This window comes from Geobacillus sp. FSL W8-0026 (genome assembly GCF_037966255.1).
In the GTDB taxonomy this organism is placed as follows: domain Bacteria; phylum Bacillota; class Bacilli; order Bacillales; family Anoxybacillaceae; genus Geobacillus; species Geobacillus icigianus.
This window is the reverse complement of record NZ_CP150194.1, coordinates 2,841,928-2,854,563: the sequence shown is the minus strand read 5'-3', so window position 1 is coordinate 2,854,563 and position 12,636 is coordinate 2,841,928. Positions and strand designations below refer to the sequence as shown.

At 53.8% G+C, this 12,636-nt stretch carries 8 protein-coding genes; 6 read left to right on the top strand and 2 right to left on the bottom strand.

Annotation, left to right across the window (positions count from 1 at the left end):
- Nucleotides 1–171 precede the first annotated feature (171 nt).
- Both NST29_RS14275 and NST29_RS14270 read left to right on the top strand, forming a co-directional pair.
- Complete coding sequence (locus NST29_RS14275; protein ID WP_033019750.1) at nt 172–525, top strand: YisL family protein; 354 nt, start codon at nt 172–174, stop codon at nt 523–525.
- Between the two features lie 877 nt (nt 526–1,402).
- Complete coding sequence (locus tag NST29_RS14270; RefSeq protein WP_339233000.1) at nt 1,403–4,243, top strand: EAL domain-containing protein; 2,841 nt, start codon at nt 1,403–1,405, stop codon at nt 4,241–4,243.
- A 100-nt stretch (nt 4,244–4,343) separates the two neighbouring features.
- Here the strand turns inward: NST29_RS14270 and NST29_RS14265 are convergent, their stop codons facing one another.
- Nucleotides 4,344–4,892: a DUF2777 domain-containing protein gene (locus NST29_RS14265; RefSeq protein ID WP_339232325.1), complete on the bottom strand. Its 549-nt coding sequence runs from the start codon at nt 4,890–4,892 to the stop codon at nt 4,344–4,346.
- 249 nt (nt 4,893–5,141) lie between these two features.
- Here NST29_RS14265 and asnB point away from each other — a divergent pair, with 249 nt between their 5' ends.
- Entirely contained in the window at nt 5,142–6,989 is a 1,848-nt protein-coding gene (gene asnB / locus NST29_RS14260; protein ID WP_033019752.1) for an asparagine synthase (glutamine-hydrolyzing), read from the top strand.
- A 169-nt stretch (nt 6,990–7,158) separates the two neighbouring features.
- Here asnB and NST29_RS14255 read toward each other — a convergent pair whose 3' ends face one another.
- Nucleotides 7,159–8,922 (bottom strand): alpha-glycosidase, encoded by a 1,764-nt coding sequence (locus NST29_RS14255; RefSeq protein WP_033843229.1) that lies wholly within the window; start codon nt 8,920–8,922, stop codon nt 7,159–7,161.
- A 244-nt stretch (nt 8,923–9,166) separates the two neighbouring features.
- Here NST29_RS14255 and NST29_RS14250 point away from each other — a divergent pair, with 244 nt between their 5' ends.
- The 3 genes from NST29_RS14250 to NST29_RS14240 all read left to right on the top strand — a co-directional run bounded on the left by NST29_RS14250 (nt 9,167) and on the right by NST29_RS14240 (nt 12,630).
- Entirely contained in the window at nt 9,167–10,438 is a 1,272-nt protein-coding gene (locus NST29_RS14250) for an extracellular solute-binding protein (protein WP_033019704.1), read from the top strand.
- A 69-nt stretch (nt 10,439–10,507) separates the two neighbouring features.
- Nucleotides 10,508–11,788, top strand: coding sequence for a sugar ABC transporter permease (locus tag NST29_RS14245; protein WP_033019706.1), 1,281 nt, complete (start codon nt 10,508–10,510; stop codon nt 11,786–11,788).
- Entirely contained in the window at nt 11,788–12,630 is an 843-nt protein-coding gene (locus NST29_RS14240; RefSeq protein ID WP_033019707.1) for a sugar ABC transporter permease, read from the top strand. The genes NST29_RS14245 and NST29_RS14240 overlap by 1 nt, the downstream gene beginning before the upstream one ends.
- Nucleotides 12,631–12,636 lie beyond the last annotated feature (6 nt).

Sequence of the window (12,636 nt, the reverse complement as noted above, 5' to 3'; positions counted from 1 at the left end):
GACCAAGCGCCGGCTGTGCTGCTGCCACGGCCGCAAAAAGCCGCCCCTTTCCAGTCGCCGCTCGCGGTTCGGGAAGCGGGAAACGACGCGTTCGGCTGTCATCGTGTTTGTCAATGATCCGCCGCCCATGCTATGATGGGGATGAACATGGAAACGTTGGAGGGATGGACATTGACGCATGCTCATATTACGAGCTGGCTGATCACGATCGTGCTGTTTCTCATCGCCGTATCGATGGTGCGGCGGGGAGCAGGCAAGGCGAAGGTTGTGCAAATGGTGTTGCGGCTGTTTTACCTTATTACGCTGGCGACAGGGTTGATGCTGTTGCATGGCATCACGACGATTTCACCGCTTTATTGGTTGAAGGCGCTCGCCGGACTGTGGGTGATTGGGGCGATGGAAATGGTATTAGCGGCAGAAAAAAAAGGAAAACGCACGGCGGCAGGATGGACGCAATGGATCGTTGCGCTCGTGGTCACGCTGTTTTTAGGGTTGATGCTGCCGCTCGGTTTTGACTTGTTTTAGGCGCAACAAAGGGGGTATCCCAAAAGGCCGGGACGCCCTCTCTCATCGCCATAGACAAACAACGGCTCCTTCTCTGCCACACGATATGTTGCGTCTTTCTTGAAGGGAGATCGCTTTTTCGGTCAGCCGCTTTTTCGCCGCGCCGGGATCAACCGGCGGCTTCTGTTCACGGCGAGAAAGCCCGCTCCTGTCCGCCGGCGATCGCCAAACGATCCGCCGGCTGCAGCTTGGCTGCCCATGAAGATGAGGGAGAAGCGGCCTTTCCGCGCCGGAAAGGGGGAAAGGGAACGCTGCTTTTTATTTTCCTAATTTTCTGTGAAAAAATGTTGGCAAGCGGCCCTTTTCATCCTCGGGTGGAGGGCAGGTCGCGCTCTCCATGGAACTTTCCGTGAACATATTGAACTGACGCGAGATTTTCCTCCCCGGATGGAGGGCAAAACGTCTCCCATGGAACTTTCCGTGAACATGCCGAGCTGACGCGGATTTTCCTCCCCGGATGGAGGGCAAAACCTTGCTCGTGGATCTTTTCTGTAAAAATGCAGGACTGACGCGGATTTTCCTCCCCCGGGTGGAGGGCAAAACGTTGACCATGGATCTTTTCTGTCCGAATAACTGTGACGAAAAACGGCGGTTCTCAAGCGGTTTTTGTTCGAAGCGACCCGGCTGACTGCTCTGCCCGGCGCTTACGAGTCGACTATTTCAGAGAAATGGACGAGGGGGCGGTTTTTCATAATGAACGGTTGGGATGGTGGCCTTCTGGCGGTTGCTTGGTTGAGAAGCGTGGGGCATGAGAGGTGGGGCTGCTTGCTCGCCTGATTGTTCGATCGGCTCCACTCGGGCTTTTCCGGATGTCCAATGAAAGGGGGTCTGATCGTTGATGCGGTTTTTTGGCTGCCGCCGCGTAGAGGAGTTGCATGATTGGCTTAGGGAGCATCGCTTCTTAGCGGACGAGCCTCCGTTTGTACAAGTTGCTGGCCATGATGAAACGGACGTGCGCCGCGCGATTGAGGCGCTGGCTCACCATTGGCCGCAATCCGAAGTGATCGGGATGACTAGCCCGCTGGCTATGGTGGGGGACGCTTCACTCACGATCGGTGCCGCTTCACTGGCCGTTTCCAGCGTTTCCATGCTGGAGCTGCCGGCGAGTGAATTCGCCCGTCCCACAGAGCTGGCAGCGTTGGTGGCCGAGGCGATCCTTCGTGACGATACCGCTTGGCTGCTGCTGCTGACCGATCGCCGCGCGGATTTGCCTTCTTTGCTTCGCCATGTGCCGCTGGTGAATGAGCGGATGGTCATCGTTGGGTGCGCGCTGCCGGAACATAGCGTGCTAGTTTCGCGTGACGGCCGGTTGGAGGGCGGGGGAGTCGCTGTTTCGTTCAGTGGCCCGGCGCTTCGCAGCCACTGCTTTGCGCCGTTTTTGTGGGAGCCGGTTGGGTTGGCGTTCACCGTGACGAAAAGCCGCGGCCAGCGGCTTGTGGAGCTGGAGGGACAAAAGGCGTCGCTTTATTTGGAACGATACTTGGGAAAAGAGTTCATTGACCGTTTGCCGCTGTCGGGAGTGGAGTTCCCGTTTCTAGTGGAACGGAATGGGCAGGATGTTTGCCTGCCGATTGTGGCGGTTGATCAAGACGGGGCGGTTGTCGTGCGCGGCCGCGTCCGTGAAGGGGAAAAAGTGCGGTTTTCTTATGTGCATGCCCCGTCGCTGTACTGGAGTGGGCGCGATTTGGCTGGACAAGCCGCCAAGCAGCCAACCGGCGGAATGTGGCTGTATCATAGCGCGGCGCTGGGCGGGTATACACGTTCCTTGTTTGACGGCATGGCGGCGGCTCTGCAGCCAGCGGCATTATTCCCCGCGGTGGAAGTGATCGTTAAAGACGCTTATGCTCCGGTGCGACCGGCCGTGTTTGCTGCGGTTTCGCTGTCGGAAACATCGGCAGTGGCAGACAGTGGGCTGCCAGCGCCGTTGCCGACGCCGCCTGATGGGGTGATGGCCTTGGCCCAGTTGATGGCCACCGCATCGCGTGATATGGAGCGCCTCCATGCCCGCCTGCAAATGTCGGAGCAACGGTATAAGTCGTTGTTTGAACATAATACAGATATTGTCTATTCGACCGATTTGCATGGGTATTTTACGAGCGTCAATCCAGCCTTTGAGCGCGTGCTGGGCTACCGGAAAGAGGAGATTTTGCATACGAACTCGCTCAAGTATATTCAACCGAGCGACATCCCGCGCGTCATCCGTTATTTTTATCGGGCGCTGCGCGGGATGGTGCAAACGTATCAGCTGGAAATCCCAACGAAAGCAGGGGAGCGCCTTCTTTTTCAAATCAAAAACATCCCGATCATCATCGATGGAAAAAAGGTCGGCATTTATGGGATCGGGCACAATATTACGGAGCAAAAAAAAGCGGAAGAAAAAATCGCCTATTTGGCGTATTACGATCCCGATACGAATTTGCCGAATCGGACGAAGTGGGAAGAGCTGCTGGCTGAGCAGCTTGAGAAAGCGAGGCGGAAGCAACGAAAAACAGCCGTTGCGTTGATCGACTTGGATCGGTTTAAATGGATCAACGACAGCATCGGCCATTACGCCGGTGATGGCGTTTTGCGCCAGCTTGTCGAGCGCATTCAACGCGTCTTGCCCGTCGGCGCCGCGCTTGGCCGGTTTCACGGCGACAAGTTTTGCTTGTTTTTTTCGCTCAAAACGGAAGAAGGGGCGATGGAAACGGCGCTCCGCGTTGTGCGGGAAGTCGCGAAGCCGACCGTGTATGGCGAAAAAGAATTTTTTATTACCGCGAGCATCGGGCTCGCAGTTTTTCCTGACGATGGAGCGGATGAGCAGGCGCTGTTGCGCCACGCGGACATCGCAGTCAATCGGGCCAAAAAGGTCGGCGGCAACCGGGTCGAGCGGTACAGTGCCCAAATGAATGAGGAGGCGCTGCATCGGCTCGAAATGGACAGCTATTTGCGCAAGGCGGTGGAAGAAAATGAACTGTTTCTTTGTTATCAGCCGATCGTGGACATACATACAGGGGCGGTGAAGGCGACGGAGGCGCTCGTTCGCTGGCGTCATCCGAAACTCGGTCTCGTGCGTCCGGATGAGTTTATCCCGCTGGCCGAGGAAACCGGGGTCATTCATGAAATCGGCCGCTGGGTGTTGCGGACGGCGTGCCTGCAAACGAAACGATGGCAGAAGATGACAGGCAACGATGATCTAGCGGTGTTTGTCAATGTCTCCGCCGTCCAGTTTCAGCACGAACGGTTTGTCGGCGATGTGAAACAGGCGCTCAGACAGTCGCAGCTGCCGCCGTCTTGCCTGCATCTTGAACTGACCGAACATTCGATGTTGCGCCATCTCCCCAGCACGCTGCGAACTATGGATGAACTGAGGCGGCTAGGGGTTGGGATCGCTGTCGACGATTTTGGCAGCGGATATTCGTCGTTTCATTATTTAAAACAGCTGCCGGCCACCATTTTGAAAATCGACCGGGCGTTTATTGAGCACTTGCATACGAACGCGTCGGATGAGGCGATTGTCAAAGCGATGATCACGATGGGACGAGGGCTCGGGCTCGAGACGATCGCGGAAGGGGTGGAAACGGCCGAACAGCTCGATCGGCTCCGCGATTTGCAATGCACGTATGCGCAAGGGTACGCGCTATGCCCGCCGCTGATGGCGGAAGAGGCGACTCCGTATGTGGCCGGAGTTCGGAAATAAATCGTCTAGCGGTCATGCTGCCGCCCAAACGGCCGAAGCCCGCTCATCGGGCAAAGCGGCGCAACGGAAGGTTTCGCACGCTCCCAAGGCGGGCTGCCGGTCAGCCCATCTGGGCGCAAATGGCCCGCTTTCCGCTGTTGAAGGTGATTTCAAAGCGGTCGCTCGCCCGTTTTCCGCGCTCATAATAATGGTGGACGCTGCCGATTTGCTCGCTGTTATCATAAATGATAAAGTTCACACCGATAGGGCGGCCGAACAGCAAGCCATTATAGCAATACAAACAATCGTAAAGAGAAAAACCTAGGCCGTTCAGCCAATGAACGAACTGGAAAAAGGATGGGTCAGATAGGGAAAGAAGCCACTGTTGATACGCATAGGTCAATGGCTTGCGAAAACGGAGGCGATCGCCATGGCGAACAGGAAAAACGCCAAGATCGGTGGCGACGGCGCCGTTTTCCTGCCATTGACCGGATAACCAATGCCCGCCGCGGAACAGTTCGATCCCTTGTTCCGCGACTTCCTCCACTAAAGACGCTTCGTCGGATTCGTCATCAAAAAAGATCCATTCGTCATTGACCAACTCGGCAGTTCCATGCACATAAGCCCGCGGTTGTTCAGCAATCGATTGCAGTCGTTCTTGGATCGTCACGGCGTTTCCTCCTCCTTGTGTTCGTTTTTTCCATTTTTTTGTTTGTTTATTCGTGCGGTGGCCATGATTGGACAATTCAACGAACGAAAAGACGCTGCATAAAATGAAACCATGCCGATGGAAAATGGGCGGTCGTGTCGTCAAAACGGGCGATCGCTGACCAATGCCGTGAAAAACGAGACGGGAAAGGAAATGGAGAAGGCGGGGAACGCCTGTTTGCCATTTTCGATCAGGAAAGGATTGATTCATATGTGTGGCATCACTGGCTGGGTCCATTTCGGCCGCGATTTGCGCCGCGAGCAGGCGGTCATTGCTCACATGACCGAGACGCTGGCTCAGCGCGGACCGGACGATACCAACATTTGGTTGGATGTTCATGTCGCCTTTGGCCACAAGCGGCTCGTCGTCGTAGATCCGGCGGGCGGCAAGCAGCCGATGGCCCGGCACCAACGTGGGCACCGGTATACGATCGTCTATAACGGCGAGCTGTATAATACAGAAGAGATTCGCAGGGAACTGCTGGGCAAAGGCTATACGTTTGAAGGCCATTCCGATACCGAAGTGCTGCTTGCTGCCTATATGGAATGGAAAGAGCAATGCGTCGACTGGCTCAACGGCATTTTTGCCTTCGCCGTTTGGGATGAGGAGCGCGAGCAGCTGTTTATGGCGCGCGATCGACTCGGCGTCAAGCCGCTGTTTTATCGCCAAGCAGACGGGGGGCTGCTGTTTGGATCGGAAATCAAGGCGATTTTGGCCCATCCGGAAGTAAAAGCGGAAATCAACGGCGAAGGGCTGGCGGAAGTATTCGGTCTCGGGCCGTCGCGGACGCCGGGGCACGGGGTGTTTTGCGGCATTCAAGAACTGCGTCCGGCGCACGCGCTCACGTTCTCTCGCTCCGGGCTTCGCCGTTGGCGGTATTGGAACGTCGAAAGCGACATCCACCGCGATTCGTTTGCCGAAACGGTGGAGAAACTTCGTTTTTTATTGACCGATGCGGTCAAGCGCCAATTGGTTTCCGATGTGCCGGTATGCACGTTTTTATCAGGCGGTGTCGACTCGAGCGCCATTACGGCCATCGCGGCGACGGCGTTTGCTGCCGATGGCCGGGGGCCGCTGCATACGTACTCGATTGATTACGAAGGAAACGATCGCTATTTCCAAGCAAACGATTTTCAGCCCAATACGGATGCGCCGTTTATTGAACAAGTATCAAGCCAATTTCAAACGATTCATCATCGTTGTGTGATCACTCAAGACGAACTGTTCAGCCATTTGCGGGATGCCGTCATCGTCCGCGATGTTCCCGGCATGGCGGATATTGATTCGTCGCTTCTTTGGTTTTGCAAGCAAATTCGTGAGCAATTTGTCGTCAGTTTGTCTGGGGAATGTGCCGATGAAATTTTCGGCGGCTATCCGTGGTTTCACCGCCCGGATGATTTAGCGCGCAAAGGATTCCCGTGGATGCGATCGATTGAGGCGCGCATCGGCCTGTTAAAAGAGGAATGGCGGCAAAAGCTTCGGCTCGACGATTACGTGCAAATGCGCTATGAAGAAACGATGGCCGAGGTGCCGCGCCTTGAGGGGGAGAGCGCTGAAGACGCCAAACGGCGCGAGTGGTTTTACTTAAATATGATTTGGTTTATGACGACGCTTCTTGACCGAAAAGATCGAATGAGCATGGGAGCGAGCCTTGAGGTGCGCGTGCCGTTTGCCGATCATCGGCTCGTTGAATATGTCTGGAACATCCCGTGGGAGATGAAAATGTATGGCGGCCGCGAAAAGGGCATTTTGCGCAAGGCGCTCGAAGGGCTGTTGCCCACGGAGGTGCTCTACCGGAAGAAAAGCCCGTATCCGAAAACGCATCATCCCTACTATACGAAACTCGTCAAACAATGGCTGGAGCAGCTGCTCCGCGATCGCTCTTCCATTTTGCATGAGCTGTTCGACCGAGAAAAATTGACTGCGCTCATTGAATCGGAAGGGAAATCGTTCCAAGTGCCATGGTTCGGCCAGCTGATGACCGGCCCGCAGCTGCTCGCTTACCTTGGCCAAGTGCATGTTTGGTTTGAACATTACGGCATTGTGATTACAGAATGACTGTTGCTTGTTAGGTTAGACGAGAGCTTGCGGACCGAAAAATATCATCAGCATTAAAGAATAGCGGCTGCGCGTGCAAGGAGGGCGTCAGACTCGGCGCCCTTTGATTTTTTCACTATGGCAATCGTTTCGTTTTCTTTATCTCGGGGGAATCTTCTCGGTAAAACGGCTACTTCTCCACGGCATAGAGCGCAAACCCATACGCCGGCAACGAGACGGAAAGGCCATCCGCTTCGGCCGCCCACCGTTCGCCGGTGAGCAGGTTGACCAACCGTTTCTTTTTGGCGTTGAACGGGAGTGGAATGTCGGCTGCCTGGTTGCTGCGGTTGATGATAATGACAACGGTTTCGTCCCCGTCTGTTTTTTCATAAACCAATTGATTTGTTTGCTCATCGGCATGCAAAACGGCGATATGGCCCCGACGCAAAGCCCGGTATTGGCGGCGGAGCGCAATCAGCTGTTTGACGTGCTCATACAGGCCGCGATGCTGCTTGTCATCGTCCCAGATCATGCATTTTCGGCACCCGGGATCATTTCCGCCCGTCATGCCGATTTCATCTCCGTAATAAATGCACGGTGAGCCGGTGAATGTCAGCTGGAACAGAAACAACAGCTTTGCCTTGCGGACATCCTCGCCGCAAACGGTGAGGATTCTCGGTGTATCATGGCTGCCAAGCAAGTTGAAAGCCGCCTCATTGACGGTGGCCGGATACGAATGAAGCACGCGCATCAATCGCTCGGCGAACTCACGGGCGTTTATCTCTTCTTTGGCGAAAAAGCGAAGCGCCGCGTCTGCAACGGGATAATTCATCACGGCGTCAAACTGGTCGCCGCGCAGCCACGGCATCGCATCATGCCAAATTTCTCCGAGGATGTATACGTCCGGTTTTTGAGCTTTCACCGCGCGGCGAAATTCACGCCAAAACTCGTGGTCGATCTCATTGGCAACATCCAACCGCCAGCCATCAATATCGCATTCGCGAATCCAATATGTCGCGACATCAAGCAAGTAGCGTCTCACGTCCGGATGGGCGGTGTTGAGCTTCGGCATTTGCGGGACGAACGCGAACGTGTCGTAATTCGGCCGCGGCTCGCTTTGCAGCGGAAAGTCGCGAATGTGAAACCAATCTTTATACGGCGACGATTCCCCGTTTTTCAGCACATCTTGAAACGGCGCGAACTCGTAGCCGCAATGGTTGAATACGGCGTCAAGCATGACGCGGATGCCTTTTTCATGGCAACGTTGGACAAGCGTCTTCAACGTTTCTTTATCCCCAAAGTGGGGATCGATTTCCAAATAGTCAGCGGTATCATATTTATGGTTAGATGGTGCGCGAAAAATCGGCGTCAAGTAAATGCCGCTGATGCCAAGGTCAACTAGGTAATCGAGATGGTCGATGATTCCTTGCAAGTCGCCGCCAAAAAAGCTGGTCGGCGTCGGATCTTCACTTCCCCACGGCCGTACTCCCTCGGGGTTGATGGCCGGGTTGCCGTTGGCGAATCGATCTGGAAAAATTTGATACCAGACGGTGTCTTTCACCCACTCGGGGGCATGGAACAAATCGACCTCATGGAGAAACGGAAAACAAAAGTAGTAAGCGGTGTCATCGGCAGGCGGCGTCAGATAAACCCCTTTTTCCGTATAGACGAGCGTCTCCTCCCCGGCGTGGAGCACAAATCCGTAGCGCAGCCGTCGGTATGGCGGCTGCACTTCCGCCAGCCAGTAGTCAAACCATTCATCGCTTCCTGTTTTTTTCATCGGCATCGTTTCGAATTGCCAAGCGCCGTTCCGCCATTCGTATGGGTCGCCGTGCAGCAGCTCCACCTTGTCGACATCCCCTTTTTTGGTCCGAAGCCGAAGATGAAGCGTTCGTTCGTCATAAGCATAAGCGAAATTGTCCGTTGGACGATGGTAAACAGCCTCTTTGAACACGGGGCATCCTCCTTACAAAAGCAATCGTTTGCATCATTTCCTCTTTAAAAAAAGAGTAAAACAAGAAGAGAAGAAAAGTCAAATTTTATAGAAAAAGAGCTTGTAAAATAGAAAAAAGGCGATATAATAGAAATGAGCGGTGCAATCGTTTTCATCGATAATGTCGTTGTTTATTTGTGCAAACGATTTCCTGATGGTTGCACTGTGGCCGTGTTCTCAAACTTTCTTGTTTAGGAGGGGGATTATGAGAAAAGCGTTGTCGTTGTTTCTCATGACGGTGCTCTTGGTCGGTCTGCTTTCCGCCTGCGGGCCGAAGCGGGATGCGGAGCAGCCAAAACAGACCAACAATGGGACCGAAGAAGCGAAGAAACCGGAAAAGCTGGTCGTTTGGGTGAACGACGATGAAAAACAAAAACAAGCGTTGAAAGATATTTTTCAAAAGTATACACAAAAAACCGGCATCCAAATCCAAATGGTTGCTGTCAAAATGCTGGATCAAACAAAAAAATTGGCGCTTGACGGTCCAGCCGGCAAAGGGCCGGACGTGTTCTACCAGCCGCATGACCGCATCGGCGACATTGTGCTGCAAGGGCTGGCCGATCCGGTTGATCTTGGCGATGCGAAAGGCGAGTACAGCGAGACCGCTGTCAATGCGGTGACGTATGACGGACAAACGTACGGTGTGCCGGCGGTTGTGGAAACATACGGCGTGTTCTATAACAAAAATTTAGTGCCGGAAGCGCCGAAAACGATGGATGAGTTGATGAAGATCGCTAAAGAAAAAACGAATGCGGCGAAAGACCAATACGGCTTTTTAATGGAAGCGGCGAACTTCTACTTCGTTTATCCGTTCTTCGCCGGCTACGGCGGCTATGTGTTCAAAAATGAAAACGGCAAATACGATACGAGCGACATCGGTTTGGCCAACGACGGAGCCGTCAAGGGAGCAGAGCTCGTCCGATCGTGGTTTAAAAACGGCTACATCCCGAAAGAAATCACCAGCGATATTATGAACGGGCTGTTTACAAAAGGAAAGGTGGCAGTCGCCATCACCGGTCCGTGGAACATTGCTTCGTACAAGGAAGCGTTAGGCGACAAGCTGGCAACGGCACCGCTGCCGGTGCTCGACAACGGCGAACATCCGAAATCGTTTGTGGGTGTCAAAACATGGATGTTGTCCGCTTATTCGAAAAACAAAGCGTGGGCAGTCGATTTCATGAAATTTGTGACGAACGAAGAAAACTCGCTTCACTACTATGAAGTGGCCGGCGAAATGCCAGCAAACGAAAAAGCGTTGACGAACGAAAAAATCACGAACGACCCGCTGATCGCCGGCTTTGCTGAGCAAATCCAATACGGCGAACCGATGCCGAACGTGCCGGAAATGTCGCAAGTATGGGAGCCGATGGGCAACGCGCTGCAATTCATCGCGAAAGGCGATAACCCGAAAGCGGTGCTCAGCGAAGCGGTCAAAACGATTCAAGACAAAATCGCGGCCAGCGGTGCTGGAAAATAACACGTCATATGGCGGTGGATAGGATCATCCCTATCCACCGTTCTTATCCATCGATAGGAGGGAGTTCCGATGCCGGAAGCGAACGTCCGTCATCGGCCGGCGGTGGCGATGGCGCTGTCATTGCTGTTTGCCGGCCTTGGACAATTGTACAACCGCCGCTATATCAAAGGAATTTTGTTCCTCATCATCGAAGCGGCGTTCCTTATCACCTTTTATAACTTTTTGAATATCGGGCTGTGGGGGCTGGTGACCCTCGGCGAAATCCCGATGCTCGATCATTCGATTTTCTTGTTGATTCAAGGGCTTGTTTCCGTGATCATCATCGCTTTTGCCGTTGCGTTGCACGTTGCCAACGTCATTGACGCCCGCAACGACGCCCGCCGGCGGCAGCGCGGCGAGCCGTTTCCCTCGCTTGTTGAGTCGTGCCGGAACGCATGGGACCGAGGATTTCCGTACATTTTTGTCACGCCTGGGCTTGTCATGCTTTTGTTTATCGTTGTGCTGCCGCTGCTGTTCATGGTGTCGCTCGCCTTTACGGACTACAACTTGTATCATTCACCGCCGCGGCATTTGTTGAATTGGGTCGGATTTGACAACTTCAAAAACTTAGTCTCCATTCCGATTTGGAAAAGCACGTTTTTCAGCGTCCTCGCGTGGACGATCGTCTGGACGGTCGTAGCGACGACGATGCAAATCGCGCTTGGGCTGTTTTTGGCGCTGCTCGTCAACGATCCGCGCATTAAGTTGAAACGATTCATCCGCACGGTGCTCATTTTGCCGTGGGCCGTGCCGGCGTTTGTCACGATTTTGGTGTTTGCCGCGATGTTTAACGATAAATTCGGGGCGATCAACCGTGAGGTGCTGAGTTTGTTTGGGTTGTCGGTTCCGTGGATGACCGACCCGTTTTGGACGAGAGTGGCGCTCATCTTGATTCAGACATGGCTTGGTTTCCCGTTTGTGTTTGCGTTATTTACCGGCGTTTTGCAAAGCATTTCCCGCGATTGGTACGAAGCGGCCGATATCGACGGGGCGACGCGCTGGCAAAAGTTTAAATCGATCACCTTGCCGCATGTGCTGTACGCCACGGCTCCGCTGTTGATCATGCAATACGCGGGGAACTTCAATAACTTCAACATCATCTATTTGTTCAACCATGGCGGTCCGGCCGTGCGCGGGCAAAACGCCGGCGGAACGGACATTCTTATTTCGTGGGTGTACGATTTGACGTTTACGACGAACAACTACAATATGGCGGCTGCGATTTCGCTCATCATCGGCTTGATTGTGTGCGGGTTTGCTGTTTATCAGTTCCGGCGCACCCGTTCCTTTAAAGAGGAGGGGAACATTTAATGAAGCGCAAATGGAAATCGCATATCGAAGTCACGCTCATTTACTTGTTTATCGCGTTCATGTTTGTCGTCATCGCTTATCCGCTTCTTTGGACCATCAGCATGTCGCTCAATCCGGGTACAAGTTTGTACTCGGCATCGCTCATTCCAGAAAAATGGACGCTCGAGCATTACAAATGGCTGTTTACCAGCCCGCAAAGCGATTATTTGCTTTGGTATAAAAACAGCCTGTTTGTCGCGGCGGTGAACGCAGCGCTGTCCGTTTTCTTCACGGCGCTCATCGCTTATGCGTTTTCGCGTTACAAATTCGTCGGGCGGAAAACGGGGCTGTACTTGTTTTTAGTCTTGCAAATGTTCCCCTCGCTCATGGCGATGGTGGCGCTGTATATTTTGCTTGACATGCTCCATTTGCTCGATTCGCTCTGGGGGCTTATTCTCATTTATGTCGGCGGGCAAATTCCGTTTAACGCCTGGCTTGTGAAAGGCTATTTTGACACGATTCCGCGCGAATTGGACGAGGCGGCGCGCATCGATGGCGCCGGTCATTTCGGCGTCTTTTTCCGCATCATGCTCCCGTTAGCCAAGCCGATTTTGGCCGTTGTCGCCTTGTTTAACTTCATGGCGCCGTTTACCGACTTTTTGCTGCCGTCGATCGTCTTGCGCGATCCGGACAAATTTACGCTGGCGGTCGGATTGTTCAATTTCATCAGCGACCGGTTTGCCAACAACTTCACTCGCTTCGCCGCCGGCTCGATTTTGATTGCCGCTCCGATTGCCATCGTCTTTTTGTTCTTGCAGCGATATTTGATTTCTGGCTTAACAGCGGGTGGCACAAAAGGGTAAGAACCG